Annotated in this window: 25 protein-coding genes; 15 read left to right on the top strand and 10 right to left on the bottom strand. The window is 70.3% G+C overall.

What is annotated here, in order from left to right; all coding sequences use genetic code 11:
• Window positions 1-34 precede the first annotated feature (34 nt).
• The gene (locus tag ACFWY9_RS29095; protein ID WP_378322926.1) at window positions 35-601 is read left to right on the top strand and encodes a cysteine hydrolase family protein; all 567 of its coding nucleotides are present in this window, start codon (window positions 35-37) and stop codon (window positions 599-601) included.
• Between the two features lie 28 nt (window positions 602-629).
• On the opposite strand, the gene ACFWY9_RS29090 is transcribed toward ACFWY9_RS29095, so the two are convergent.
• From ACFWY9_RS29090 to ACFWY9_RS29070, 5 genes are all read right to left on the bottom strand, one after another.
• Window positions 630-959 carry a winged helix-turn-helix domain-containing protein gene (locus ACFWY9_RS29090; protein WP_378322928.1) on the bottom strand — a complete coding sequence of 110 codons (330 nt, stop codon included), beginning with the start codon at window positions 957-959 and terminating at the stop codon, window positions 630-632.
• A complete protein-coding gene (locus tag ACFWY9_RS29085) occupies window positions 946-1458 on the bottom strand; it encodes a hypothetical protein (RefSeq protein ID WP_378322929.1) in 513 nt (170 codons plus the stop codon). Before ACFWY9_RS29085 ends, ACFWY9_RS29090 begins: the two co-directional genes overlap by 14 nt.
• Window positions 1459-1574: 116 nt before the next feature.
• A complete protein-coding gene (locus ACFWY9_RS29080; protein WP_378322930.1) occupies window positions 1575-2411 on the bottom strand; it encodes a phosphatase PAP2 family protein in 837 nt (278 codons plus the stop codon).
• Between the two features lie 28 nt (window positions 2412-2439).
• Window positions 2440-3348, bottom strand: a complete 909-nt coding sequence (locus ACFWY9_RS29075; protein ID WP_378322931.1) for a serine hydrolase — start codon at window positions 3346-3348, stop codon at window positions 2440-2442.
• Window positions 3345-4229, bottom strand: coding sequence for a LysR family transcriptional regulator (locus ACFWY9_RS29070; protein ID WP_378322932.1), 885 nt, complete (start codon window positions 4227-4229; stop codon window positions 3345-3347). Before ACFWY9_RS29070 ends, ACFWY9_RS29075 begins: the two co-directional genes overlap by 4 nt.
• 104 nt (window positions 4230-4333) lie before the next feature.
• Between ACFWY9_RS29070 and bla the strand changes: the two genes are divergently transcribed.
• The 11 genes from bla to ACFWY9_RS29015 all read left to right on the top strand — a co-directional run bounded on the left by bla (window position 4334) and on the right by ACFWY9_RS29015 (window position 14113).
• Window positions 4334-5251, top strand: coding sequence for a class A beta-lactamase (gene bla, locus ACFWY9_RS29065; RefSeq protein WP_378322933.1), 918 nt, complete (start codon window positions 4334-4336; stop codon window positions 5249-5251).
• Window positions 5248-5610 carry a hypothetical protein gene (locus tag ACFWY9_RS29060; RefSeq protein WP_378322934.1) on the top strand — a complete coding sequence of 121 codons (363 nt, stop codon included), beginning with the start codon at window positions 5248-5250 and terminating at the stop codon, window positions 5608-5610. The genes bla and ACFWY9_RS29060 overlap by 4 nt, the downstream gene beginning before the upstream one ends.
• A 176-nt stretch (window positions 5611-5786) precedes the next feature.
• The gene (locus ACFWY9_RS29055; RefSeq protein WP_378322935.1) at window positions 5787-6704 is read left to right on the top strand and encodes a diiron oxygenase; all 918 of its coding nucleotides are present in this window, start codon (window positions 5787-5789) and stop codon (window positions 6702-6704) included.
• A gap of 4 nt (window positions 6705-6708) precedes the next feature.
• Entirely contained in the window at window positions 6709-8214 is a 1506-nt protein-coding gene (locus ACFWY9_RS29050; RefSeq protein ID WP_378322937.1) for an FAD-dependent oxidoreductase, read from the top strand.
• Between the two features lie 389 nt (window positions 8215-8603).
• Window positions 8604-9455, top strand: coding sequence for an LLM class F420-dependent oxidoreductase (locus tag ACFWY9_RS29045; protein WP_378322938.1), 852 nt, complete (start codon window positions 8604-8606; stop codon window positions 9453-9455).
• Window positions 9456-9516: 61 nt separating this feature from the next.
• Entirely contained in the window at window positions 9517-9855 is a 339-nt protein-coding gene (locus ACFWY9_RS29040) for a hypothetical protein (protein ID WP_378322939.1), read from the top strand.
• 30 nt (window positions 9856-9885) lie between these two features.
• A complete protein-coding gene (locus ACFWY9_RS29035; protein WP_378322940.1) occupies window positions 9886-10602 on the top strand; it encodes a Crp/Fnr family transcriptional regulator in 717 nt (238 codons plus the stop codon).
• A 126-nt stretch (window positions 10603-10728) separates the two neighbouring features.
• Entirely contained in the window at window positions 10729-11490 is a 762-nt protein-coding gene (locus ACFWY9_RS29030) for a hypothetical protein (RefSeq protein ID WP_378322941.1), read from the top strand.
• 73 nt (window positions 11491-11563) lie between these two features.
• Window positions 11564-12430 carry a helix-turn-helix transcriptional regulator gene (locus tag ACFWY9_RS29025; RefSeq protein ID WP_378322942.1) on the top strand — a complete coding sequence of 289 codons (867 nt, stop codon included), beginning with the start codon at window positions 11564-11566 and terminating at the stop codon, window positions 12428-12430.
• A 109-nt stretch (window positions 12431-12539) separates the two neighbouring features.
• The gene (locus tag ACFWY9_RS29020; RefSeq protein ID WP_378322943.1) at window positions 12540-13397 is read left to right on the top strand and encodes an oxidoreductase; all 858 of its coding nucleotides are present in this window, start codon (window positions 12540-12542) and stop codon (window positions 13395-13397) included.
• Window positions 13394-14113: an SDR family oxidoreductase gene (locus tag ACFWY9_RS29015; RefSeq protein ID WP_378322944.1), complete on the top strand. Its 720-nt coding sequence runs from the start codon at window positions 13394-13396 to the stop codon at window positions 14111-14113. Before ACFWY9_RS29020 ends, ACFWY9_RS29015 begins: the two co-directional genes overlap by 4 nt.
• Before the next feature lies 1 nt (window position 14114).
• Here the strand turns inward: ACFWY9_RS29015 and ACFWY9_RS29010 are convergent, their stop codons facing one another.
• From ACFWY9_RS29010 to ACFWY9_RS29000, 3 genes are read right to left on the bottom strand one after another with little or no spacing between them, the layout of a single operon-like run.
• A complete protein-coding gene (locus tag ACFWY9_RS29010) occupies window positions 14115-15023 on the bottom strand; it encodes an ABC transporter substrate-binding protein (protein WP_378322946.1) in 909 nt (302 codons plus the stop codon).
• Window positions 15020-15667, bottom strand: coding sequence for a response regulator (locus ACFWY9_RS29005; protein WP_378323126.1), 648 nt, complete (start codon window positions 15665-15667; stop codon window positions 15020-15022). Before ACFWY9_RS29005 ends, ACFWY9_RS29010 begins: the two co-directional genes overlap by 4 nt.
• 30 nt (window positions 15668-15697) lie before the next feature.
• Window positions 15698-16897: a sensor histidine kinase gene (locus ACFWY9_RS29000; protein WP_378322947.1), complete on the bottom strand. Its 1200-nt coding sequence runs from the start codon at window positions 16895-16897 to the stop codon at window positions 15698-15700.
• Window positions 16898-17064: 167 nt separating this feature from the next.
• Between ACFWY9_RS29000 and ACFWY9_RS28995 the strand changes: the two genes are divergently transcribed.
• On the top strand, window positions 17065-17667 hold the full coding sequence (locus tag ACFWY9_RS28995) for a DUF4190 domain-containing protein (RefSeq protein WP_378322948.1): 603 nt from the start codon (window positions 17065-17067) through the stop codon (window positions 17665-17667).
• Window positions 17668-17738: 71 nt separating this feature from the next.
• Here ACFWY9_RS28995 and ACFWY9_RS28990 read toward each other — a convergent pair whose 3' ends face one another.
• Together ACFWY9_RS28990 and ACFWY9_RS28985 are read right to left on the bottom strand one after the other, a co-directional pair.
• The gene (locus tag ACFWY9_RS28990; protein WP_378322949.1) at window positions 17739-18968 is read right to left on the bottom strand and encodes a thioester domain-containing protein; all 1230 of its coding nucleotides are present in this window, start codon (window positions 18966-18968) and stop codon (window positions 17739-17741) included.
• A 239-nt stretch (window positions 18969-19207) separates the two neighbouring features.
• Window positions 19208-21766 (bottom strand): AAA family ATPase, encoded by a 2559-nt coding sequence (locus ACFWY9_RS28985; protein WP_378323127.1) that lies wholly within the window; start codon window positions 21764-21766, stop codon window positions 19208-19210.
• Between the two features lie 78 nt (window positions 21767-21844).
• On the opposite strand from ACFWY9_RS28985, the gene ACFWY9_RS28980 reads away from it, so the two are divergent.
• Together ACFWY9_RS28980 and ACFWY9_RS28975 are read left to right on the top strand one after the other, a co-directional pair.
• Entirely contained in the window at window positions 21845-22741 is an 897-nt protein-coding gene (locus ACFWY9_RS28980) for an MBL fold metallo-hydrolase (RefSeq protein WP_378322950.1), read from the top strand.
• Window positions 22732-23859, top strand: coding sequence for a carboxylesterase/lipase family protein (locus tag ACFWY9_RS28975; RefSeq protein WP_378322952.1), 1128 nt, complete (start codon window positions 22732-22734; stop codon window positions 23857-23859). The genes ACFWY9_RS28980 and ACFWY9_RS28975 overlap by 10 nt, the downstream gene beginning before the upstream one ends.
• The last annotated feature ends 122 nt before the right edge of the window (window positions 23860-23981 follow it).

Raw genomic sequence — 23981 nt, 5'->3', positions numbered from 1 at the left:
CGGAGCAGGATCCACACTGGGAGGAAGCAGCGGCATGACCACACTCGCGGACCGGCCGAACACGGCCCTGCTCGTCATCGACGTGCAGAACGGCGTCATGAAAGGGGCGCACGAGCGGGACACCGTCGTGGCCAACATCGGCACCCTCGTCGACAAGGCACGCGCGGCCGGGGTCGACGTCGTCTGGATCCAGCACAACAACGAGAACCTGGTCCGGGACAGCGAGAGCTGGCAGTACGTGCCCGAACTCGTCCGGCGCGAGTCCGAGCCGGTGGTGCAGAAGAGATACGGCGATTCCTTCGAGGAGACCGAACTGGAGTCCGTGCTCGCCTCGCGCGGCGTCGGCGCGCTCGTGGTGGCGGGCGCGCAGACCGACGAGTGCGTCCGCTCGACCCTGCACGGGGCGATCACCCGCGGCTACGACGCCACACTGGTCAGCGATGCCCACACGACGGAGGATCTGACGTCCTACGGTGCCCCGCCGCCGGACAAGGTCATCGCCCACACCAACCTGTACTGGCAGTACCACGAGGCGCCCGGCCGGACGGCGGGCACGGTCACCACCGCGGACATCGACTTCACCGCGAAGCCCCGGGCCTGACCGGGTGGCGCGGCCACGCGGGAACCGCTCAGTGCGGTTCTTCCGCGTGGTGCGCGCTGCCCGTCTCCTCCGCCTGCGCCACGATCCGGTGCAGCGCCGCGACATGCGCCCGCAGCGCCTCGTGCCCGGCCTGGCCCAGGTTCAGCCAGGTGCGCGGGCGCTTGCCAACGTAGCCCTTCTTGACCTCGACGTACTCCGCCTTGGCCAGGTTCGTGATCTGCTTGGACAGGGCCGAGTCCGAAAGGCCGACCTCGTCGCGCACCCAGCCGAACTCGGCCCACTTCGTGGCGCCCAGCAGGGCCACGATGGACAGCCGGGTCGGATCCAGCAGGAGCGGGTCCAGGTCAGAAGCGGCCATCGGCGGGCCCTCCCTGGCGAGGACCGCGCCGCGCCAGCGCGACCAGCGCGTCGTTCAGCTTGCGCCCGAACAGGATCAGCGCGAGTCCCAGCACCGCGCCCATACCGGTCCGCAGGTAGGGAATGGGGACGTTCAGCTGCAGCATGGCGACCGTGATCGACAGCGCGCATCCCACGGCGACCACTGCCAGCCCGATGAACACGGACCTCGGCGGGATCGCCCGCCGGTCCAGCCGCGCGCCGTGTCCCAGCAGCGCCCCGCCGCGGCGGGTGCGTTTGGCCACCACGTAGCCGACGACCAGCACGGCCAGCACCAGATTGCTCCACGCCACCGCGTCCGGCAGGAAGTCGGTGATCGCCATGTACAGGAAGAACACCACCCCGAACACGACGTCGACCCAGCGCGCCCCGTACTGGGCGGCGCCGACCGCTTGGGCCTTCCGCCGGTCGATCCCGCGTAACGCGTTCGCCGCCTCTTCGGCGGACGGTTTCTCGGTCATCACTGCCTCCCCTGTTCTTTCTTGACCAGAAGCTCTTTCCTCCAAGGAAAGTACCTAGTCACTTTCCTCTCAGTCAAGTACTTGCCCCAAGGGGCACCCAAGACTCGCCGAAGGACTCAGGCGCGGGTGGTCGCCGCAGGTTCCGCCCGCAAGAGCACGGCAAGGAAGATCACCACGGTCAGCGTGCTGAACGCCGTCGCGAGGGCGCCCGCGACCGGGAAGAGCGGCTCCCCTGCCACGCGCGCCACCGTCCATACGCCGTAGCCGAGCAACGGCACGATCCCGAGCAGGCCGCCGAGCAGCCGCTCGCGGCGCGTGAGCACGCGAGCCCCGCCACGCCGGACGAGCGCCGCCACCCCGAAGCACGCGACGCCGAGGGCGAGCAGATTTCCGCCGACGGTGTCACTGAGCCGATGCCAGCTGAGCGTCATCGTCATCTCCGCGACGCCGAGGACCGGCACCGCGCCCACGAGCGCGGTCACCCCGCGCCACGCGGGCGGCACGACGATGAGCAGGCCGAGCAGCGCCGAGGTCGCCATCGCGACGTGACCACTGGGGAAACTGTTGTCGGGATTGGCCGGATCGTCGACCAGGTTCGGGCGGACGAGCACCCAGCGCACCAGGATCCGGTCGAGCGCCGCGGTCACCACGATGACCGCCGTGCCGGCGGCCGCGAGCGCCGGACGACGGCGCAGCAGACCGACGAGCACGACGAGAAGCAGCACCGCGCCCACGGAGTACTCGTTGACGTGGTCCAGCCAGAACGTGGCACGCACCACGGACGGCGTCTCCGGCGACATCGGCGCGCGCTGGAGCACGGCGAATTCGAGCGCCTGCCCGCGATGGGTCCAGACGAATCCGAAATAGACCGTCACGAATCCCACGACACAGGCGACCGCGGCGAGAGCCGGAAGACGGGTCGCGCGGCCGGTTCCGCGCGTCCCGGCGGCCACCGTCTGTCCTTTGTGGATAGACATGGGATCAGGCCGCGCCGCCGCGCAGGTGATCGCGCAGCGTCCGCGCGACGCGGGCCATGAGCACCTCCGCTTCGGGCTGAACACCGGCGGGCACCCGGGATTCGGTGAGCGCGGCGACGGCGAACACCTGGCCGTCGGCGTGCTCGACGACGCCGACCTCGTGCCGCAGGTTCAGCAGGGTCCCGGTCTTGGACGACCACCGCGCGGCGTCGGAGGCGAAGTCCGGGGTCAGGCGGTGGCGCAGCAGGTTGAGGCCCATCAGCTCGCGCACGCGCTCGGCGACGTCCGGGTCGATCTTGGACGGCGTCCACAACGCCTGCGCCAGGTCGACGAACGACCGCGCCGAGCCCGCGTTCGCGCGGGTGACGTCGAGCTGGGCGATCCGGTGCCCCTGCCCGGCCGTCACGGCGCCGATCGCCAGCGCGTGGGCCAGGTCGACGTCCGCGGGTTCGAAGCGCTCGGCGGGGGTGTCGAGGAGATCGCCGACCAGATGCCGCACGAAAATGCCCGACAGGCCCCATTCGCCGAGCATCCGCGTGACCTCGGCGGGCGGAGTCAGCTCGAACAACGCGTCGGCCGCAGTGCCGTCACTGATCGCGACGGACAGGTAGAGCAGATCGTCGATCGCGATGCGGGCGGGATGCCGGAACCGGGTCAGCCCGGTCGGCCCCGGCGTCGTGTTCTTGCCGGGCGCGACCTCCAGCGGGGTGGCGCCGTCGAGTTCACCTCGGCGGATCCGCTCCTGGGTCGCGAGCACGAGCGGGACCTTGACCAGCGAGGCGATCGGGAACTGCAGATCCGGGTCGATCCCCAGCTCGGTCCCGGACCGCAGGTCGCGGACGAGGAAGGAGCCGCGCAGCCCGCCGTCGTCCAGCTCGGCCCGCAGCTGCCGGATCAGGCCTTCCGCGATCACCCGTCCCCTTCCTTCCCCGGCGCGCCGAGACAGCGCGCGACCCCCTCCCGCAACCGGATGCGCAGGTGGTCGGCGTCCTCGCCGAAGCCCGCCGTCACGTCGAAACCGCGCGCGAGCCGGATCTCCCCGATCGGCCGCCACTGTAGCCCGAGTTCGCGAGCCTGCTCCGCCGAGCACAGCAGCAGATCCGCCGACCCGAGGACGCTCGCGGCCGCCGAGGTCAGCGAGTCGGCGACGGCCACCTGCGCGGGTCGCAGGCCCACCGCGTCACGGACGCGCAACACCCTGTCCCGGACGTGCGGGACGTCGTCCTCGGGCTGGATCCAGACCCGGCGCCGCGGGGAACCGGACCGCCCGGCACGCAGCGTTTCCAGATGGACGGTGGCCGCCTGTGGCTTCGCGACCCCGGCCAGGCCGAGTGGGACGACCCACACCGCGTCCTCGGCCGGGACCGCCGTGATCGCGGCCCGCACCTCGTGGCTCCGGACGAGTTCGGCGCGTTCGCCCGGTGGTGCCGAACGGAACTCGAGGAAGATCTCCAGCGCACGAGCCTCCGCACCGAGTTCGGCGAGATCGCGCGTCGGACAGGTCTCCGGCACGGCCACCAGCAGCGGCTGGAGCTTGGCCAGCTTCGCGTCGTGTTCCATCGCGTCGGCCAGGTGCACGAGACGTCGGGCCGAGGGCAGCATCGCGCGGCCGAACGGGGTGAGCCGCGCCCGGCGCGTGGAGCGGTCGAACAGCCGCTCGCCGAGCCGTTGTTCGAGCGCGGCGATGCGGCGGCTCGCGACCGGCTGGGGAATGCCGGCGACCGCGGCGCCCGCGGTGAAACTCCCGGTCTCGCTCACACTCACGAACGCCTTGCAGCTGCCGACGAGATCCACCACCTCACTCTATGCGATTTTGGCATCAAACTGCTCATTTCTGTCTTGGACAGCATGAGCCGAACGGGGAAGACTGCGGACATCCCGCTGACGAAAGGATTCCCGTGGCGATTTCCCCTGTCCGGCGAGTGGCCCTCACCGCGCTCACCCTCATCCCGCTGGTGGCCTGCTCCGCTCCCCAGACCACGCCCGCTCCCGCGCCGCCGTCGGCCCAGCAAGCGGCCACGACGCAGCAGACGGCGGCGTTCGAGCAGCTTGAACGCACCTTCGACGCCCGGCTCGGCGTCTACGCGGTCGACACCGCGACAGGCCGCGAAGTCGGCTACCACGCCGACGACCGCTTCGCCTACGCCTCCACGCACAAGGTGTTCAGCTCCGGCGCCCTGCTGCAGAAGATTCCGGTCGGGGAACTGGAGCGGAAGGTCACCTACGGCACGAACGACCTGGTGCCCAACTCGCCGATCACGAAACAGAACCTCGGCACCGCGCCGACGGCGGCCATCTCGCTGCGCGCGGCCATGGACGCCGCCCTGCGCTACAGCGACAACACCGCGGACAACCTGATGTTCCGCGAAATCGGCGGCGCGGCGGGAATGGCCACCGCACTGCGCGGGGCCGGGGACACGACCACCCACGCCGACCGGATCGAACCGGACCTCAACGAGGCCACACCCGGCGACATCCGGGACACCAGCACCCCGCGCGCCTTCGCGGGCAGCCTGCGCGCGTTCGTCCTCGGCGGCGCGCTGCCCGAAGACAAGCGCAAAATCCTCACCGACATGATGCGCGCCAACACCACCGGGAACGCGCTCATCCGCGCGGGCGCCCCCGCGGGCTGGCAGGTCGCCGACAAGACCGGCGGCGCCGACTACGGGACCCGCAACGACATCGCCGTGCTCTGGCCGCCGGAGCGCGCCCCGATCGTGCTCGTGGTCTTCTCCGACAAGAAGGCGAAGGACGCCAAGTACGACGACAAGCTCGTAGCGCAGGCGACCACCGCCGCGCTCGACTCGCTCCGGTGAGCAGACGGCGTCGCGACCCCGGGTACCGGCTGCTCACCCGCTGGCTCGCCGTCCTGCTGCTGCCGCTCGCCTGGCTGACCGCGCCGCGGCGCGCCCGGCACGTCGCGTGCCAGTGGGCGCTCGCGGCCCGGTTCCCCGCCGAGGACCTCACCGGGCTGACCCCGGCGACGCGCGCTGCCTTCACCGAGGCACGCACGCGGGCACTGTGGGTTGACGGCCTGCCGATCGGGCTGACCTCGGGATATCGCGACGCCGGGGAGCAGGAACGCCTGTTCGCCGCCGAGGTCCGCCGCAGTGGTTCGCCCGCGGCGGCCCGGTCGCGGACGTTGCCCCAGTGCCGAGCTGAAGGACGCCTTTAGTGCATCCAGCGCACTGAAAGCGTCCTTCACCGCGCTCAACGCACTGAAGGCGTCCTTCAGCACTCCTGTGACCTGCGTCACACTCCCGTTAGGCCACTCGCGAAGTATGTGTGACTTCGAGTAACGTTACCTGAAGTAACACCTAGAACGTCACCACTTCGCTCAGGGAGCGTTCCATGACCAGCAGCATCGCACGGGACCACGCAGCGCCGCAGGACCCCGGCCGCGACGACGTCGCGCGCCGGCTGCTGCAGTCCTCGGAAACCCTGTCCTACGACCCGGCCAAGGAAGTCGACTGGGAGACCCCGCTCGACACCGCCGACCACGGCGCGAGCCCCGAGTGGAGCACGCTGTACCGCACGTCCTACTGGGCCGAGATGACGCCGGAGCAGCAGCGCGAGCTGACCCGCCAGGAGGCGGCGTCGGTGGCCAGCACCGGCATCTGGTTCGAGATGATCCTGCAGCAGATGGTGCTGCGCGACTTCTACGCCAAGGACCCGACCGACCCGGCCTTCCAGTGGGCGCTGACCGAGATCGCCGACGAGTGCCGTCACTCGATCATGTTCGCGCGCGGCGCCGCGAAGCTGCGCGCCCCCGCGTACCGCCCGACCCGGGTCGTGGTCGAGCTCGGCCGCGCGTTCAAGACCATCGCCTTCGGCGAGGCCGCCTACGCCGCGATCCTGGTCGCCGAAGAGGTCCTCGACGTCATGCAGCGCGACTGGATGCGGGACGAGCGGGTCGCCCCCTTCGTCCGCACCATCAACAACATCCACGTCGTCGAAGAGTCGCGGCACATGAAGTTCGCCCGCGAGGAGACGAAGGCCCGCCTGGAGGGCGCGGGCAAGCTGCGCCGCCAGATCAACGGCCTGGTGGTCGCGATCGCGTCGTACTTCATCGTCACCAGCATGGTGAACAAGAAGGTGTACGCCAACGCCGGGCTCGACACCAAGCGCGCACTCCGCGAGGCGAAGGCGAACGAGCACCACAAGTCGCTGATGCGCTCGAGCTGTGCCGGCCTGATGGAGTTCCTCAACTCCGCCGGGCTGCTCACCAGGGCGTCGACCTGGTTCTACAAGCGCGCCAACCTCATCTGAGCCGATGGCCTTCGCGATCACCCAGACCTGCTGCAACGACGCGACCTGCGTGTCGGTGTGCCCGGTCAACTGCATCCACCCGACCCCGGACGAGCCGGACTTCGGGACCACCGACATGCTCTACGTGGACCCGGAAGCGTGCATCGACTGCGGGGCCTGCGCGGACGCGTGCCCGGTCGACGCGATCTTCCCGGTCGACAGCCTGACCGAGTCGCTCAAGCCCTACGCCGAGATCAACGCCGCCTTCTACGCGGACCGGGCCCCGGCCGCGGCCACCGACCCGGCGCCCAACTTCCACGCGTGGGGCCCGCCGGTGTTCGACCGCGACATCCCCAGCGACTTCGCGCCGCTGGACGTCGCGGTGGTCGGCACCGGCCCGGCGGGCATGTACGCGGTCGAGGACCTGTTGCTGCACACCGGTTCCCGGGTCACGCTGATCGACAGGCTGCCGGTCGCGGGCGGGCTCGTGCGGTACGGCGTCGCGCCCGACCACCCGTCGACGAAGAAGATCGGCGAGACGTTCGCGCGCTTCCACAACCACCCCCGGCTCCGGATGCGGCTGGGCGTCGAGATCGGGCGGGACGTCACGGTCGACGAGCTGGCCGCGCGGCACGACGCGGTGATCTACGCGGTCGGCGCGTCTTCGGCGCGCGGCCTCGGCCTCCCCGGCGAGGACCTGCCCGGCAGCATGGCCGCGACCGAGGTGGTCGCCTGGTACAACGGTCATCCCGACACGCCCGCCGACGCGATCGACCTCTCGGCGGAACGCGTGGTCGTGATCGGCAACGGCAACGTGGCGCTCGACGTCGCGCGGATCCTGACCGCCGACCCGGCCGACCTCGAAGGCACCACCATCGCCCCGGAGGCACTGGCCCGGCTGCGGTCGGGCAAGGTGCGCGAGGTGGTCCTGCTCGCCCGGCGCGGCCCCGACGCGGCGGCCTACACCGGCCCGGAACTGCTCGCGCTGGCCCAGCGGAAAACCGCCGACCTCGTCGTGGACACGCACGATCCGGAGATCGCCCGCGTCATCGACAATGCGGCCGAGGGTTCCAAGGCGGCCCTGCTCCGCGACGTCGCGCGCGAGACCGTCGACTGGTCCGTGCCGCCACGGCACGAGAACCGGCGCATCGTGCTGCGCTTCCACTCCGCGCCACTCGAATTCCTCGGCGACGCCCAGGTCCGCGGGCTCCGCGTCACTGGTCTCGACGGTGACGTCCAGCTCCCGGCGGGCCAGGTGATCCGCGCCGTCGGCTACCGGGGCACGCCGGTGCCGGGGCTGCCCTTCGACGAGGAGACCGGCACCATCCCGCACACCGGCGGACGCGTCGAAGGTCGGCAGGGCACCTACGTCGTCGGCTGGATCAAACGCGGCCCCAGCGGCGGCATCGGCGCCAACCGGGCGTGTGCGCACGAGACGGTCGGCTCCCTGCTCGACGACGCCGTCGCGGGCGGAATCACCGCTACGCGGCGCCGTTCCTCCGTACTCGGCAAACTCACCCGCCGCCGCTGATCCGCCCCGGCACACCGGCTGCATTCGTGTTGCTCACGGGCTCGTCGTGACGGCTGGGGTTTTCGCGCCGCGACCCCGGCTGTCGCGAACGCTCCGTTCGCGACGTTGAGCGTCCCCAACGGAGCTTTCGCGACGTCGGGCGATGCTGTCGGCCTGTGCGGGAAGTTCCAAGGGACGCCCTTGGTGCGTTGAGTGCGACGAGGGCGTCCCTCGGTGCGGCGAGCCCCGCGGACCCCATGCGCCCCAGTGTGGCGTTCGATGCGTCCAACGCACCCAATGCCACATTGGGGCGCTCGACCACGGGATCACCCGCGCCGCCGAATCGTCCACAGTGGACGCCAGCACGTAGCCCATTGCAAACTGAAACACGTTCTATTATCGTCGGTCTCGTGAGATACGGGATCGTGTTGTTCACCAGCGACCGGGGCATCACCCCGGCGGCCGCGGCACGCGCGGCGGAGGAAGCGGGCTTCGACTCCTTCTCGGTGCCGGAACACACGCACATCCCCGTCAAACGCGAGTCGCCGCACCCTCGCACCGGCGACTCGTCACTGCCGGACGACCGGTACCTGCGCACGCTCGACCCGTGGGTGGCACTGGCCACCGCGGCGTCGGTGACCACCCGGATCCGGCTCTCGACCGCGGTCGCGCTCCCGGTGGAGAGCGACCCGATCACGCTGGCCAAGACCGTCGCGAGCCTGGATCACCTCTCCGGCGGCCGGGTCACGCTCGGCGCCGGGTTCGGCTGGAACGTCGACGAGCTGACCGACCACGGGGTGCCCGGCAACCGGCGCCGGACCGCGCTGCGCGAGTACCTCGAGGCGATGCGTGCACTGTGGACGGACGAAATAGCCGAGTACGACGGCGAATTCGTCTCGTTCGGGCCGAGCTGGGCGTGGCCGAAGCCGGCCCAGCCGCACATCCCGGTGGTGCTCGGCGCGGGCGGCACCGAGAAGAACTTCCGCTGGATCGCGAAGCACGCCGACGGCTGGCTGACCACTCCGTCCGATGTGGACATCGAGGGGCCGGTGGGCCTGCTGCGCGAAATCTGGCGCGACGAAGGCCGCGCGGGCGAGCCGGAGGTCGCGGTGCTCGCCGGGCGGCCCGACCGGGAGCAGCTGGCGCACTTCGCGTCCATCGGCGTCACCGAGGCCATCTTCGGCCTGCCGGACCGGTCCGCGGAGGAGATCACCGCGTGGATCGGCAGGCTCGCCGGAAAACTCGACCTCCCGGCGCGGTGAGTTGCCCCGAACTGTTCGGTAGTGAACGGATCGGACGGCTCGCGCATGGTCGACTGGTGTCATGGCAATGGTCGCGCGACGGGTTGTGGACGATGTCGAGTACGCGATGGTGCTCGTGGAACACCTTTTCGATCTCGACGAGGCCGTGCTCTCGGTCATGGGCGCCAAGAGCACGGTCCGGCCGAGGCCGGGCACCCGCGTCGTCCCGTTGAAGACCTCCGAGGTGCGCGCGGCGCTGCAGTACACGGCCCAGCAGGGCGGACGCCATCACGAGATCGTGGCCCGTTTCCGCGAGGAGGAGCCGGGTGGCCCGCTGCACCTGCTGGCCGACTGGATCCGCTCGGAACTCGTCCGGCTCGGGATTTTCACGGCGGACCAACCGGCCGCCTCGCCCCGGTGACCGCCGAGCACTACGGTCCCCTTCGGCACCATGTCGGCAGCGCGGGAGGGCGCCTGGATGAACGGGACAGCGGCGGGGCGGCAGCAGCCGTTCCTGGATCGGGTGGACGAGCGAGCACGGGAACGACTGCTCCAGATGGGAACGCAACAGGAGTACGCCCCCAAGCAGCCGCTGATGCGGACCGGGGAGCCCGGGGAGTACGTGATGCTGCTGCGCCACGGCTACGTCAAGGTCGCCAGCGTCGACCAGGAGGGCACCGCGATCATCCTGGACATCGGGGTCCCCGGCGATCTGCACGGCGAGATCGCGGTCGTGGCGGGCGGGACGCGGATGGCCGACGTGGTCGCGATCGACCGGGTACAGGCCAGGCGGATCGGGGCGAGCGAGTTCGAGCGCTTCCTCACCGAGCACCCGGCGGCAATGAAGGAACTGCTGATCAGCGTGTCCCAGCGGTTCGTGGTGGCACAGCAGCAACGCACGCAGTCGTGGAAACCGCAGGCGATCACGCGGGTGGCCCGGCGCCTGGACTACCTCGTCGACGCGTGCGGCGTCGAGACCGACGAGGGGTGGCGGATCGCGATACCGCTGAGTCAGGACGAGCTGGCGCAGTTCATCCCGATGGGCCGCACCATGGTCGCCAAGGCGCTCAACACCCTGCGCGACGAAGGCATAGTCGCCAGCGCCCGGAAGTCGTTCACCGTCACCGACCGCTTCAAACTCCGCGAGCGGGCGGACACGGAAGTGTGACACAGATCACTGAATCGTGGCACCTGTGTGGTCACTTCTGTTCGGTAGCGAACAGAACTCTCGCTGGGTAGTCGTGACACTTCCCCTTGTCGCGAAACATACCTCGAGGGAGGGGGAGAGGTCACGATGTTCGCATTGACCTCCAGCCGGTTCAACGCACGATCACACGCGGTGCTCGCGGTCGACATCGTGGGCTCGTCGCAGGCGAGCGACGATCTGCTCGATCCGATGAAGTCCGAAATGGAAACGCTGGTGTCGCACGCCTTGAGCACGGTCGGACTGTCGTGGGACGACGCCCGCCACTTCCGGGAAACCGGGGACGGCGTGATGCTCGCCTACCCCGAGCAGGCACTCGGACGGCTCGTCGAGCTGGTGTTCCACCTCGATCACCTGCTCCGGTCCCGCAACCGCTACGCCCGCACGCCGATGCGCGCGCGGGTCGCGGTCCACACCGGCCCGATGGCCGAGAACCACCGCTACCACCGGACCTACATCACGCTGACCAGGCTGCTGTCCGCCACCACGTTCTGTGACGCGGTCGCCTACTGGTGCCGCAACGACCCGACCGGCGACAAGTTCGGCGCCGGTCTCGTCCTGTCGCACGAGGTCTGGCGCAACGTCGTCGAGCCGTTCAGTGTCGCGCTCGTGCCGCCCGCCCGTTGCGCGCGCATCAGCGTCACCACCGCGGACTTCGCCGACAGCGCCTGGATCCACCTGCCCGGGCTCGACGCCGAGAGCGCGCTCGCGAGCCTCTCCCCCCACGCGAACGCACTGGCCACCCTCGTCCCGGCCAACTCCGGTGCCGCGTCGCCGAGCGCGCCCCAGTCAGGAACTTCCCTGCGCACCAACGGTTTCCGCCCCTTCGGCAGGGGCGAACGCGGTGCCTGAGCCGCGATCCTAGGAGTACCACGGCCACCCTTCCCGCTCCCCTGCCGGTCCTTTCCGACCTAGCCTGGTGGCCATGGACAGCGACAACGCCCTCGGCACGTTCCTGCGGGCCCGCCGGGAACTCGTGCGGCCCGAGGACGCCGGCCTGCCGGTCACGGGCCACCGCCGGGTCGCGGGCCTGCGCCGGGAGGAGGTCGCGCGGCTCGCCGGCGTCAGCGCCGACTACTACGTGCGGCTGGAGCAGGGCCGGGAGCGGAACCCCTCGATCCAGGTCGTCGACGCACTGGCCAGGGCCCTTGACCTGGACGAGGAGGCGCTGGCCCATCTGCACCGGCTGGCGCGCCCGGTCCGCACCCGTCGCCGTCCGGCCGCGCGGCGCGAGCGCGTGAGCCCGAACCTGCTGCGCATGCTGGACGGCTGGGAGCGCGCCCCGGCAGTGGTCCTCGGCCGCTGCCTGACCGTGCTGGCACACAACATCCTCGGCCGTGCCCTGTTCGCCGGGCACACCTACAGCGGGGATCTCGTGCGGCTGGTGTTCCTCGACCCGGACGCGCGGGAGTTCTACCCGGACTGGGAGCGGGTGGCGGTCAACACCGTCGGCGGGCTCCGGTCCGCGGCCGGGCTCGACCAGGACGATCCCCTGCTGATCGAGACGGTGGGCGAACTGTCGGTGAAGAGCGAGGCGTTCCGCGACCTGTGGGCCCGCCACGACATCCGGCAGAAAACCCACGAGACCAAGCGATTCCGGCACCCGCTGGTCGGCGAGCTGACGCTGACCTACGAGGCGCTGACCGTCAACAGCGCGCCCGGCCAGCAACTGGTCGTCTACCAGGCCGAGCCGGGCAGCCCGTCCGAAGAGGCGTTGGCACTGCTCGGCAGTCTCACCGCGAGCGAGTCCGCCGAACCCAGGTTGTCCGCCGAGGAGCGCAACCACCACTGACCGGGAATCCACCCCGTTTCCTGCCGCCTGACGTCGTCTTGTCACGCGGTTCGTTCAAGCACGCACTGAGCCCGTTCAAAAATGAGCCCATTCAAAAAAGAGGAGCATCATGTCCGTCCACGACACACCGGTCTGGTTCATCACCGGTTGTTCCACCGGCCTCGGCCGGGCACTGGCCACCGCGGTCCTCGATCGCGGCTGGCGCGCGGTCGTCACCGCCCGCCGGCCCGAGCAGGTCGCGGATATCGTCGCGGGCCGCGAGGATCGCGCGCTGGCACTGGCCCTCGACGTCACCGATTCCGGCCGGATCCGGGACTCCGTCAAGCAGGCCGAGTCGGCTTTCGGCCACGTCGACGTCCTGGTCAACAACGCCGGTTACGGCTACCTCGCCGCCCTCGAAGAGGGTGAAGACCACGAAGTCCGGAACCTGTTCGACACCAACGTTTTCGGCCTGATCGAGATGACCAAGGCAGCCCTGCCGGGTATGCGGGAACGCCGCGCCGGGCACATCGTGAACGTTTCGTCCCTCGGCGGCCTCGCGGCGTTCGGCGCCACGGGGTACTACCACGCCACCAAGTTCGCGGTGGAAGGCCTTTCCGAATCGCTCGCGGCCGAGGTCGCGCCGCTGGGCGTCAAGGTCACGATCGTCGAGCCCGCCACCTTCCGTACCAACTGGTCCGGTCCGTCCATGCGTCAGTCCGAAATCCGCATCGACGACTACGACGGCACCGCCGGCGCGCGCCGAGTGTCCACTTTGGCCAGTTACGGCCACCAGCCTGGCGACCCCGACCGCGCCGCCGAAGCGGTCATCACCGCGGTCGGCGCCGACGAACCGCCGTTGCGCCTGCTGCTGGGCAAGGCCGCCTACGACATCGCCACGGCCCGGCTCGGCACCCTCCGGGAGGGCTTCGACGCCTGGCGCGACCTGACGCTGTCCGCCGATTACCCCACCGAGGTCACCGCATGAGCATCGTCCTGATCACCGGCGCGAGCAGTGGTATCGGCGAGGCGACCGCGCTGCGGCTCGCCCGCGAGGGACACCACGTCGTGCTCGGTGCCCGGCGCGAAGACCGGCTCGCCACGGTCGCGGCGGAGATCCGCGACGCTGGTGGCAGCGCCGACGTCCGCCGCCTCGACGTCACCGACCGCGCGAACGTCGCCACGTTCGTCGACGACGCCGCGCGGGAACACGGGCGGGTCGACGTACTCGTCAACAACGCCGGCGTGATGCCACTGTCCAGATTGGACTCATTGCTGGTCGGCGAATGGGACCGGATGATCGATGTGAACATCCGCGGCCTGCTGCACGGGATCGCCGCGGCCCTGCCGCACTTCCAGCGCGCACACGGCGGGCACTTCGTCACCATCGCCTCCATCGGCGCGCACCAGGTGTCCCCCACCGCGGCGGTGTACTGCGGCACCAAGTACGCCGCGTGGGCGATCACCGAAGGCCTGCGCCAAGAGGTCGACCCGAGTATCCGCGTCACCACGATCTCGCCCGGCGTCGTCGAGTCCGAACTCGCCGATTCCATCACCGAACCTGGCGCGAAGGACCTGATGCGGACCTACCGGGCGGAGTCGATCCCCGCCGGCGCCATCGCCGAGTCCGTTTCGTACGCCATCGGCCAGCCACCCGGCGTCGACGTCAACGAGATCGTCCTGCGCCCCGCGGCCCAGCGCTAGCTCACCGCACCGGCGGGTTGATCTCCGACCGGGTCAGCGCGCCGGACACCGACAGGCCCCACTTGTCGATGATCCGGCGATAGGTCCCGCTGTCGATCAGTTTCTGCACGGCGCCTTGGACCGCCCGGCCGAAGTCGCCGCTGTTCTTCGTCAGCACCATGCCGTACGGCGCGGTGTCGTACGGTTCGCCGACTCGCTCCAGCTGCCCGTTCAGCTTGACCACGTAGTCGATGGTGGGCGAGTCGGCGAGTTCGGCCTGGACGCGTTTCGAGGCCAGCGCCAGATTCACGTCGGTCTGTGCCTGGAGCTGGGTGATGGTGATGGCGGGCTTGCCCGCCATCACGCACGCCTCGTTGCGATGCTCCAGGTCCTCGACCTCGGCGGTGCCCTTCTGCGTCGCGACGTTCTTGCCGCACAACGTGTCCAGCGTGATCCGGTTGGGATTGCCCTTGGCAACGGCCAGCGCCTTGCCTGCCCGGTAGTAGGTGACCATGTCGACGGTCTTGAGCCGCTCCGCCTTGACGTTGAAGGAGGACATGCCGATCTCGTACTTCCCGGCCTCGACGCCGGGGATGATGCCGTCGAAGGCGGTGTTCCGGAACTCCGTCCCCAGCCCGAGCACCTGCCCTACCGCGGTGCCGAAATCGACGTCGACGCCTGCCGGCTTCCCGTTCTCCACGAACTCGCCCGGCGGCGAACTCTGGTCCTGGCCGAACACGAGCATGCCGTCGGCGCGGATGTTCGCGGGGACCAGCGCGGCGAGCGCGTCGTCCTTCGCGGCGGCCGGGATTTCCCCGGTCTGCCCCTGCTCCACCGGACCACGGCCGGAGCCGCCCGCACCGCACGCCGCGAGCAGCGCGGCCACGGCCACCATCGGCACGAAAGCCGTTGCGCGGAAAGCATTCCTCATGGCGTCACCAACCCCGCTTCGTAGGCGAAAATCGTGAGCTGGACCCGGTTCGCGGCGTCGAGCTTGGCGAAGATGCGCGTGATGTGCGTTTTCACCGTGGCCTCGCTCAGATGCAGTTCGACGGCGATCTCCGCGTTCGGTTTGCCCCGCGCGACGGCCGTGACGATCTCGCGTTCGCGCTCGCTCAGCGTGCTCAGCCCGGCCCGCGCCCTGGCACGCCGCGGATTCGTGCGGGCGGCGACGAAATGGCCGATGAGTTTCCTTGTCGTACGCGGGGAAAGCATCGCCTCGCCATCGGCGACGACCCGCACCGCTTCGATGATCTCCTGCGGGGAACCGTCTTTGAGCAGGAATCCGCTCGCGCCCGCGGCGAGCGCGTCGAAGACGTACTCGTCGAGGTCGTAGGTGGTCAGCATGAGCACCTTGGGCGGATTGGCCAGCGCGGTGGCGGCGGCGGTCGCGGCCAGTCCGTCCATCCGGGGCATCCGGATGTCCATCAGCACGACGTCCGGCGCGTGCCTCGTCACCTGCGGCACGACCTCGTCGCCGTCACCGGCCTGGCCGACGACGGTGAGATCGTCCGTGCTGTCGAGGATCATGGACAAGCCGGTGCGCACCAAGGGGTCGTCGTCGACGAGCAGCACTCTCAATGGGCGCCGGGGCACCCGCCCATCCTAATGCCGTTCCCACGGCAACCACGCCCGGAGTGCGAACTTTCCACCCTCGGCGGGCCCGGCGCCGACCTTCCCACCGAGCAACGTGACGCGTTCGGTGACACCGGTCAGCCCGGTGCCCGACCCCGGTGACGGCGGGGCGGTGGCGGGCAGCGGGTTCACCACCTCGATGGTGAGCCCGGCGCCCGGCCCGCCGCGGACGGCCACGTCCGCCACCGCGCCGGGCGCGTGCCGCAGCACGTTGGTAAGCGCTTCCTGGAGGATCCGGTACGCCGCCGTGCCGAGCAGGACGGGCGCCGTGGTGGCCTCGTCGAGCAGGATCGTGATGTTGACGGGCAGGCCGGACCGCCGGGTGGTGGCGATCAGTTCCGGGATGTCGGCCAGCCCCGGCTGTGCGTGTTCGCCCGGCCGCGGATCCCCGGCAGGCTCGGCGAATCCCTTGCCGTCGCGGAGCACGCCGATGACCTGGCGGAGGTCGTCGAGCGACTGGCGGGCGGTGGTGCGCACGGTCCGCGCGGCCTCGGTCGCGCGGGCGTGGTCGCCCTGGTTGACCTCGAGGGCCCCGGCCTGCAGCGACAGCAGGGAAAGCCGGTGCCCGAGCACGTCGTGCATCTCGCGCGCGATCCGGGTCCGCTCGGCCCGCCTCGTCATCTCCGCGCGCAGTTCCCGTTCCAGGGCGTCCCGGCGCGCGAGGTCGTCGCGGACGCCGCGAGTGATCCCGACGGCCAGCGGGATGGCGGTCAGCACTGACGCCAGCACGAGGATCCCGATCACCTGCCCGGCGCTGGTCTCCCGGCCGACGATCAAACCGGCGATGCTCACGTCGCGATGGCGGTGGGCGTCGTGCCAGAGGGCGAGCGCGGTGGCGGCGTACACCAGTGCGGCACCCAACGGCAGCAGCCGGTCGCGCCGCGCGGCGGCCAGCGCGGCGAGCGAGATCAGCGCGGCCAGCGACTCGAACCCGAACACCAGCGAGGGGACGAGGGCGATGCCGGTGACGAGCAGCGGCCACCGATGGCGCCAGCACAGCATGACCGCCGCCCCGATCGACGCGAGGAAGCCGAGCACCGACCACCACGTCGGCACGAACGTCTTGGTGTCCGGCAGATATCCCTGGGTGCTGAAGACGAAGATGCCGGTCACCACGCACGCGGCGACCGCGACCACGGTGAGCACCACGCCGAGCACACGCCTTGCCATGCGCCGAGCCTACGCACCGGCCCCGGCCCTCTCGCATCAGCGGATCCGCTGAGGCACGACGGCGAAGTGACGACTTTCGTCGTAACGCCTCTGTGCCCGCCGGACGACGCGGCGAGGCCACACCCGCTGATTACATCCGTCGCGTCGTTACCCGGAAAGGAAATCCCGTGACCCAGCAGACCCCCTATCCCCCGGCCATGCCCCCGCTGGCCACGCCCGCGCCGCCCCGCAACGGCATCGGCACCACCGGATTCGTGCTCGGCCTGATCGGCCTGGTGTTCTCCCCGATCCCCTTCGTCGGAATCGTCGCCTGGCCGCTGGTCGTGCTCGGCCTGATCTTCGCCGCGATCGGGCTCGCCAGGGTGCGCAAGGGCATCGCGTCCAACAAGGGACTTTCGATCGCCGGGATCGTGGTTTCCGTACTGGGCCTCGGCGTCTGCATTACCTGGATCTTCGTCTTCAACAAGGCGGTCGACGACGTCAACAAGGAACTCACCAAAACGGCGAAAGTGTCCTACGAGGTGACCGGCGACGCCAAGAACGTCGAAATCGTCTACGGCGAAGTGCTCAACCCGAGCACGGAAACAGCCCCGGCCCTGCCGTGGCACAAGAACGTCGAGAACAAGGGTGTCTACAAAGGAGGGACGCTCACCGTGACGACAGCGGAAACCGGCGGATCGGTGACCTGCAAGATCACTGTGGACGGTGCGGTGGTCTCGACCAAGACCGCTTCCGGTGAGTTCGCCACGGCCGCCTGCACCGGCACGTGAGGACCGGCGACGCGAACGGGGCCAGTCCACAGTGGATAGTGGACTGGCCCCGCCGGGTCAAACGTTGGTCGTTACGCGGCGCTCTTGCGGCGACGGCGCACGATCAGCAGCATCACGGTGCCGCCGATGAGCAGCAGCGCGCCGATGCTGATCGGCAGGATCGCGGAGACGCCGGTGTAGGGCAGCGAACCCTGCTCGGCCTGCGGGACGACCGACGGCGCGGTGGTCGGCGGGCCGCTCGGGGTCGGCGGCGCGGTGGTGGCGCTCGGCGGGGTGCTGGTCTCGCTGGTCGGCGGCGTGACGGTGCCCGCGGTCCACTTCGCGGCGGCATTGGCGCTCACCGTGGTCTTCTCGGACTGCGCGACGATCAGCGACTGCGCCTTCTTCTTTTCGTAGTTCTCACCGACGAAAAGACGACCGGTGTCCAAGTGCCCGGACGCCTTCAGCGCGAAGGTGCCGTTGCCGTCCTTGGCGTCCTTCGGGACGTCGACGTACAGCTCGCTGCCGTCCTTGACGTCGGCGGTCTTCAGCTCCTTGCCGTCGGCGTCGGTGATCTTGACGCCCTCGGGCAGCTTGCTGGTCAGCTCGGTGATGTCGCCGGTGGTGGTGACGGTGAACGGCCCGATCCGGGTGCCCGCCTTGCCTTCGGTCGCCTTGGCGCTGATGTTCAGCGTCGGCTTGGGCTGCTCACCGATGCCGGTGTTGGCGTCACCGGTCAGGTACTTGTACAGCGCGAGGACATCGGCCGCGTCGTCGGCGGAGCCGGAGCGGATGGGGTGTTCCGGGTTCAGGTTACGGTCGTCGCTGAAATGCCACACGGCCGCCTGCGTCGCGGTGATGGCCTCCGCTTTGGACAGCTTGTCGTGGAACTTGACGTCCTTCTTGGCCAGCTCGGCCTCGATCGCGGCGAGGTCGTTCGCCGGGTAGCCGTGGTGCAGCACCCAGTTGAGCTTGTCGCGGTTCTTGTGGAACGGCGAGGCAGCGTCCGGGAACTTGTCCCACGGCCGCTCGATCATGTCCTGCTGCTTGTCCAGGTCGACGTCGACCTGGACGCAGTAGACCTTGAGCTTGCTGCCATCGGACAGCGTGAGGTTGAACAGCTCGGCGACCGGGGTGTTGACCGGACCGCGGTCGAAGTTGACCTGGAACGCCGCGTCCCCGCCCTCGACCCTGCCCTTGGCCTCGCCGGTGCTCATGGTCGAGACCGGGTCCGCGCTCGCGAGGGGAGCCGCGGTGAGCAGTGCGACGGCAGCGCCGAGCACAGCGGCGCCGCCCCGCATGAGTCCTGACTTGCCGTGCATGAGTCTCCTATCCGAGTCGAACACGAATCCCACAGCCGCGTGACATCACGATTTCCCGACCACGACGGACGCACCTACCAGGTGATCATTCGATCACCCGATTCAGCGACACCGGAGCATACACAGGCCACACACAGGCACACTCAGGGTGTCCCTATTTGCCCAAAGTGACCAACAGAGTGACCCTAAGTACCCGACAGTGTCCGACAACGGTGTCCAACCAAAAAGGACAAACCGCGCTACCGAACGGACTCGATCAAGTCACGGAGCTGAGACCTCGCGGTCACGCCGAGTTTGGGAAAACTCCGGTAGAGATGCGAGCCGACGGTGCGCGGGGAAAGGAACAGCCGCTCGCCGATCTCGCGGTTGCTCAGGCCCTGGGCGGCGAGGCGGATGATGTGCTGCTGTTGCGGGGTGAGCGAGGTCAGCGCGTCCGGTGTGGCCGGTTCGGCTTCGACGCCGGCGGCGCGGAGTTCCCCTTGTGCACGGTCGATCCACGGACGCGCGCCGAGGCGGCGGAAGATCTCCGTCGCGGCGAGCAGCTTCGGGCGCGCGTCGGTGATGCGACGGCGCCGCCGCAGCCATTCCGCGTGGTCCAGCAGGATTTGCGCACGTTCGAAAGGCCATTGCGCGGCAGCGGGATCGGCCAGCGCTATCTCGAAATGCGACTCCGCTTCTTCGGGTTCGAGCAGAGCGTGTGCCCGGTGGATCAGCGCGCGCATGCGAGGCGAGCGATCCTCGGCGAGTCGCTTTTCCGCGCGTTCCACGATCTCCGCCGCTTCGGCCTCGTGCCCGGTACGCGCGGCGGCCGCGGCGAGTTCGGCCAATGCGGCGTACGAACACGCGTAGTGGACGGGGTCGCCCTCGTCGGTGAACATCTGGCGAAATTGCTCGTATGCCGCCCCGTGGTCACCGTCGGCGACCTCGGCCATCCCGAGCGCCCATCGGAGACGCACACCGACGGCCCTGCTGCGGTCCGGGTCCACAAGTGACAGTCCGATCGTGGCGGTCACACGGGCCTGCTCGGTGTCTCCGGTGAGCGCGAGCGCGGCGGCTTCGAGCGAACGTCCGGCGGCTTCGAGGTGCGGCATGCCCGATCCCGCGGGCGTCGCCTTCTCCGCGGCCGTCCTGGCCTGCGCCCAGCGCCCGTGGTCGAGGTACGCCCAGCCCGCCGAACAGCCCAGCCCGGCGGGCAGCGCGCCACGCATCCGCCAGCGGTGCAGTGCCTCGTCGAAGATCCGCACGGCCTGCTCGGTCTCGTCGAGCAGCCAGGCCATCCCGCCGAGCGAGGTGAGCCGTCCGGGATCGGTCCCTGCCCGCTCCACCAGTGCGGGCAGCGCGGCGGCCAGCTCGGCCCGGCGAGGAACCGGATCGGTCAGCGCGAGGACCCACGGATCGTCCCCGGCCAGCGCGCGGACGGCGAGCCGCTGCCGCTCGTGCCCGGCGTAGAACGCGGCCACCGCCGCCAGCGTCACCGCGGTCCGGTGCAAGGCAGGTACCTCCGCGGCACGCAACAGCAGCGACAACGCGGTGTCGTGCTCGGCGCTGAGGGTGAGCACCTGCCCGACCCGCAACGACGCTTCGGCCTTGAGCACGACGTCGTCGCTGCTCGCCTCGGCCTTCGCGGCGAGCTGTTCCACCCAGCGCGGCTGTCCCGTGTAGACGGCGGCGCCCGCCGCGGCCACCAGCCTGCGTGCGCGGTCTTGCCGCTGGAGGCTCAGCTCGGCCGCGCGCTCCAGCGCGCTCGCCGCCGCCGCGTGCCCGCCGCGTTCGCGGGCCCGGCCCGCGGATTCCTCCAGCGCGGCGGCGATCGTCTCGTCGGGCCCGTCGGCGGCGGCCGCCAGGTGCCACGCGCGGCGATCGGGTTCGCCGTCGAGCGACGCGGCGAGTGCGCGGTGGGCACGCCGCCGGTCGGCCAGCGGGACGGAGTGGTAGATCGCGGCGCGGATCAGCGGGTGCCGGAAGCGGACACGGCCGCCCACGATCCGCAGCAACCCAGCGGCCTCGGCGGGGGCGAGTGCTTCGGCGTTCTCGACGGCGGCCAGCTCGTCCGCGGCGACCAGCACCAGCGCCTGCCGGGTGTGTTCGGGGAGCGCTGCGAGGTCGGCGGCGAAGACCCGGGTGAGCCGGTCGGTCAGCGGCAGCAGGTCTTCGTCGGCGCAGTCCGTCCGCGCCAGTTCCACCAGCGCGAGGGGATTTCCGGCGGCCTGGTCGAGAACGCGCAGCCTGCGCTTTCCGGTCGGCGGGTGCGGCTGGCTGTCCAGCAGCGCACTCGCGGAGCGGACGTCGAGCGGTCCCAGCACGAGCGACGGGAAGCCGGCGAACCCCGCGGCGTCCCGCGTCGCGGCGAGGAGCGCGAGCGGTTCGTCGTCGACACGACGGGCGGCGAAAGCGAGCATCTCCCGCGAACCCGCGTCGATCCACTGCAGATCGTCGGCGACGACCAGGACCGGAGACTTCTCGGCGAGGTCGGACAGCAGAGCGAGCAGCGCGACGCCGATGAGCAGCCGATCCGGAGTTCCGGTCTCTTCGAGGCCGATGGCGCCCAGCAGCGCCGAACGCTGCCGTTCGGGCAAGCCGGCGACGTCGTCGAGGACGGGCCGCAGGAGCTGGTGCAGCCCGGCGAAGGGCAGGTTCGTCTCGTTCTCGCTGCCGGTCATCCGGAGCACGCGGCCGTGATGCGTGTCCACCGCCAGTTCGAGCAGCGTGCTCTTGCCCGAACCCGGTTCCCCCGTCACGATCAGCACGCCGCTGGTGAGGCCGAGCACGGCCGCGCTCTCGGTGTCCCGCCCGACCATGGTCACCTTTCGACTGTATCGCCGAGTGCAGTCACGTGACCGATACCGCCGGGCGCCGCCGGTCCGCAGGCTGGACGCATGGACACCTTGACGCTTGGAGACGTCGAAATCACCCGCGTGGTCGAGCTCCCCGTGCGGGGCCTCGATCGCGGATTCGTCTTCCCGGACGTGGCGATCGAGCACTGGCGCGAGCACGAGCACTGGCTCGCTCCCGAGTTCCTCGACCCGGCCGCCGACCAGGTGCGCACCCAGATCCAGACCTGGTTGCTGCGCAGCGAAGGCAGGACGATCCTGATCGACACCGGCATCGGCAACGGCAGGGAACGCCCGTACATGCCGTTCTTCGCCCACCTCGACACGGACTACCTCGGCGAACTCGCCGCCGCCGGTGTCCGGCCCGAGGACGTCGACGTGGTGATCTGCACCCATGTGCACGGCGACCACGTCGGCTGGAACACCCGGCTCGTCGATCGCGAATGGCAGCCGACCTTCCCGAACGCCGAATACGTGATCGCGCGCGCGGACTTCGACTACTGGAATCCGGACAACGCCAACAAAACCCGCTCGGGACGGCAGTCGCAGAACGTGTTCGAGGACAGCGTCGCGCCGGTCCACCGGGCCGGGCAGACGGTGCTGTGGGAGGGCGACGGCTACGACGTCGACGCCAACCTGCGCATCGAACCGGCGCCGGGGCACACGCCGGGTTCGTCGGTGGTGCGGCTGCGCTCGGGCACCGACCGCGCGGTCTTCGTCGGCGATCTGCTGCACAGCCCGCTGCAGATCGCCGAGCCGGATCACGGCCCCTGCTTCGACGAAGACGAAGCCCAGGCACGAGTCGCCCGTCGGCGGGTATTGGGGCAGGCCGCGGACGAGAACGCGTTGCTGTTCCCCGCGCACTTCCCCGGCGCGAGCGCGGCCCACATCCAGCGCGAGGGCGGCAACTTCGCGGTGAAGGAGTGGGCGACATGGCGGTGAACGTGTTCCGCAACCTCACCTACGCCGCCGCACCGACCGGTGCCGCGCGCTTCGCCGCACCGTCCCTTGTGGACGATGTACGCGGCTACGACGGACTCGGGCCGACGGCGCCCGCTCCAGCGCGGCGGTTCCCGGTGGACCTGAGTCCGGTGATCGGGCCGGGCTGGCAGCGCGGCGAGGACTACCTCACCCTCAACGTCTGGACACCGTCGAGGACGGGCAGCGCGCCGGTGCTGGTCTTCGTGCACGGCGGCGCGTTCGTCTCCGGCACCGGCCAGGCGCCGCTGTACGACGGCACCGCGTTCGCGCGCGACGGCGTGGTGCTGGTGACGCTCAACTACCGGCTCGGCGCGCCGGGCTGGCTGGACCTGCCGGGCGCGCCACGCAACCGGGGACTGCTGGACGTCATCGCCGCGCTCGAGTGGGTGCGACGGCACATCGCCGAGTTCGGCGGCGATCCGGACCAGGTCACGGTGTTCGGGCAGTCGGCGGGCGCGATGCTCGTCGGCGGGCTGCTGGTGACGCCCGAAGCGGACGGTCTCTTCCGCCGCGCGATCAGCCAGAGCGGCGGGCTCGTCACGATGACCGGCGAGGAAGCCCAGGAGACGACGCGCGCGCTGGCAGGCCGGCTCGGCATTCCGTCCACTGTGGACGCCTTCGCGGAGATCCCCGACGAACGGCTCGTCGCCAAACTCGCCGAGGTCCCCGCACCGGCCGGGCGGGTCACCCCGCTGGGCATGGTGCTCGACGAGGCGCCCCGGCCACTGCCGGTGGACGTCCTCGTGGGCACGAACTCGCAGGAATCGGGGCTCTACGGCGGTCCTGAGCGGGGTGCGGCGGTGGACGCGATGTTCCGCGACGGCAGGGAACGGCTGCTCTCCTTGTACGCCAAGGCGTTCACCTACGAGTTCGACTGGCGCGGCGGTCCGCTGGGCGCCTGCCACACCGCGGAACTCCCGTTCGTCTTCGACAACACGGACCTGCCCGCCCTCCGCACACCGGACGGCCTGCTCGGCCCGGACGTCCCGCCGTCGCTCGCGGCGGAGATGCACGGCGCGTGGGTCCGCTTCGCCAAGACCGGCGACCCCGGCTGGACGGGCGGCCACCGCTTCGCCTGAGCCCCGTGCGCCCCAATGTGACGTTGGGGGGGGGGCAAACACCCCAAACCCCCAATGTGTGGTGAAAAACACCCAAAACAACCAATGGGGGGGGGGGGCGGCGGGCGGGGGGGGGGGTTTTT

Origin of the sequence: Amycolatopsis sp. NPDC059027, from assembly GCF_042739735.1 — a bacterium.
GTDB lineage: Bacteria > Actinomycetota > Actinomycetes > Mycobacteriales > Pseudonocardiaceae > Amycolatopsis.
Note: the sequence above shows the minus strand (reverse complement) of the source record. Positions and strands in the feature narration are given on the sequence as shown.

What these genes read in the sequence shown, in the direction of transcription:
- ACFWY9_RS29015 (WP_378322944.1), top strand. Translation starts at nt 13,394, where the DNA reads ATGAGCATCGTCCTGATCACCGGCGCGAGCAGTGGTATCGGCGAGGCG.
- ACFWY9_RS29095 (WP_378322926.1), top strand. Translation starts at nt 35, where the DNA reads ATGACCACACTCGCGGACCGGCCGAACACGGCCCTGCTCGTCATCGAC.
- ACFWY9_RS29000 (WP_378322947.1), bottom strand. Translation starts at nt 16,897, where the DNA reads ATGGCAAGGCGTGTGCTCGGCGTGGTGCTCACCGTGGTCGCGGTCGCC.
- ACFWY9_RS29050 (WP_378322937.1), top strand. Translation starts at nt 6,709, where the DNA reads ATGGCCTTCGCGATCACCCAGACCTGCTGCAACGACGCGACCTGCGTG.
- ACFWY9_RS29085 (WP_378322929.1), bottom strand. Translation starts at nt 1,458, where the DNA reads ATGACCGAGAAACCGTCCGCCGAAGAGGCGGCGAACGCGTTACGCGGG.
- ACFWY9_RS29010 (WP_378322946.1), bottom strand. Translation starts at nt 15,023, where the DNA reads ATGAGGAATGCTTTCCGCGCAACGGCTTTCGTGCCGATGGTGGCCGTG.
- ACFWY9_RS29035 (WP_378322940.1), top strand. Translation starts at nt 9,886, where the DNA reads ATGTCGGCAGCGCGGGAGGGCGCCTGGATGAACGGGACAGCGGCGGGG.
- ACFWY9_RS29090 (WP_378322928.1), bottom strand. Translation starts at nt 959, where the DNA reads ATGGCCGCTTCTGACCTGGACCCGCTCCTGCTGGATCCGACCCGGCTG.
- ACFWY9_RS29025 (WP_378322942.1), top strand. Translation starts at nt 11,564, where the DNA reads ATGGACAGCGACAACGCCCTCGGCACGTTCCTGCGGGCCCGCCGGGAA.
- ACFWY9_RS28975 (WP_378322952.1), top strand. Translation starts at nt 22,732, where the DNA reads ATGGCGGTGAACGTGTTCCGCAACCTCACCTACGCCGCCGCACCGACC.
- ACFWY9_RS29030 (WP_378322941.1), top strand. Translation starts at nt 10,729, where the DNA reads ATGTTCGCATTGACCTCCAGCCGGTTCAACGCACGATCACACGCGGTG.
- ACFWY9_RS29020 (WP_378322943.1), top strand. Translation starts at nt 12,540, where the DNA reads ATGTCCGTCCACGACACACCGGTCTGGTTCATCACCGGTTGTTCCACC.
- ACFWY9_RS28980 (WP_378322950.1), top strand. Translation starts at nt 21,845, where the DNA reads ATGGACACCTTGACGCTTGGAGACGTCGAAATCACCCGCGTGGTCGAG.
- ACFWY9_RS28985 (WP_378323127.1), bottom strand. Translation starts at nt 21,766, where the DNA reads ATGGTCGGGCGGGACACCGAGAGCGCGGCCGTGCTCGGCCTCACCAGC.
- ACFWY9_RS29040 (WP_378322939.1), top strand. Translation starts at nt 9,517, where the DNA reads ATGGCAATGGTCGCGCGACGGGTTGTGGACGATGTCGAGTACGCGATG.
- ACFWY9_RS28990 (WP_378322949.1), bottom strand. Translation starts at nt 18,968, where the DNA reads ATGCACGGCAAGTCAGGACTCATGCGGGGCGGCGCCGCTGTGCTCGGC.
- ACFWY9_RS29055 (WP_378322935.1), top strand. Translation starts at nt 5,787, where the DNA reads ATGACCAGCAGCATCGCACGGGACCACGCAGCGCCGCAGGACCCCGGC.